The organism is Candidatus Cloacimonadota bacterium (assembly GCA_011372345.1).
Lineage (GTDB): Bacteria > Cloacimonadota > Cloacimonadia > Cloacimonadales > TCS61 > DRTC01.
This window is the reverse complement of record DRTC01000150.1, coordinates 1-1,544: the sequence shown is the minus strand read 5'-3', so window position 1 is coordinate 1,544 and position 1,544 is coordinate 1. Positions and strand designations below refer to the sequence as shown.

The 1,544-nt window shown below is 31.7% G+C and carries 1 protein-coding gene; it reads left to right on the top strand.

Annotation, left to right across the window (positions count from 1 at the left end; genetic code table 11):
- On the top strand, positions 1–1,540 hold a 1,540-nt coding region (locus ENL20_02890), incomplete at its 5' end, for a hypothetical protein (protein HHE37502.1).
- Positions 1,541–1,544 lie beyond the last annotated feature (4 nt).

Genomic DNA, 1,544 nt, shown 5'->3' with positions numbered 1-1,544 from the left:
TAGTATAGCATCTCTCATTGAGTTCATCGAGAATCACATTAACGTTGAAAAATTAACTGAAAGAGAAAATAATAAAACCGATATTCTAAAAGTTTTTTATGAGCTTCTTTCAGATTTTGCTTCTATCGAGCAGATTGGATTGATAACGAATTGGAAGAATATCTTCCCACATAATATCTCAGCAAATTTATGGCAATTGTTCTTAGATTATATGAAACCCAAACAGATTAAATTCACTTTGGGAAATCAATCTGTTAATCGAGTTCAAATCACTTCATTACAAGACACCAGAAACCTGCATTTTGAAAACGTTTATATTTTGAATGCAATCGAAGGAATCCTTCCTGCAGCTAAACATACTCAATTCCTCTTTTCAGAAAACCAGAGAAAAAAACTTTCGCTGAAAACATATGAAGACATTAAACTTCGTGATAAATATTATTTCTATCGTCTTCTGGCAACCTCCAACAAAGTAACAATTTTTACGCGTACAAATTTGGAAGAGAATATTGAAGTAAGTTCTTTTATTGAGGAACTGAAATTATTTGATCTAATCAACGAAGTTGAGCTTCCTAAAACTGATTTGTATCAACAGCTTTTTAATTCATTGTTAGTGACGAATGATCATTCTCTTCCCAATCAAAATATAATTTCTGCTGATTTCTTTTCCATTCCATTTGATAAATCAGATCTGAAAAATAATGAACTCAATCTTAGCTTTTACAATTGGGAAAAACTTAAAAAAGACTCGTTTACATTCTACCTTGAATTCATTGCAAATTTGAATAAACGTGATCCAATTCTATCTCTAGATTTCAGCAACAAACTAATCGGAACAATTTCACACAGTGTATTCACAATGATCTGGGAACGTCTGATTGAGGTTTATCATGGAAATAAACTGCATCATAATTTTGTATTTAACACAAAACAATATGTAGATCAGGCAATTGAGCATTTTATTAAATATAAGATGAAATACATCTCTCCTCATAATTATTCAGAGAATTATTTCAGGAATATTTTTATCCCGATCTTAAAAGATGGAATTGCCAATTTCTTCTACCGGCTTCATAATGATCTCAAATTTACCGATGAGCATATTACTGTATTTCCTGAAACAGGTAGAACCGAACAAAAGAAGTTTTTCCAGCTTGATGATATCGAAATTTCTCTTCATGGCAGAGCTGACCTACGTATTCATTCTGCTGAAAATATTCCTCATATCTTCGATTATAAAACCGGAAGTATGAATGCCGGTAAGGTCAAACGATATAATGAACAATTGCAGTTTTACGAATTTATCAGTTATTTAATTGATTCACCCAAAATTGAACAGAAAATACAGTCTCATCTTTTCTTTGTGGAACAAAAGATCATGACGGATATTAATAGACAGATCGACTTGAAAAATGCAATAAAAGAAGCACTTCAAAATGTCATTGATAATGGTTTTACCCTTGCGGACAAAAAGGACATTTATGAAAATATTGAGATCACACGGCGTGATTTGAAAATGAAAACGGAGACTCAACAATGAAACC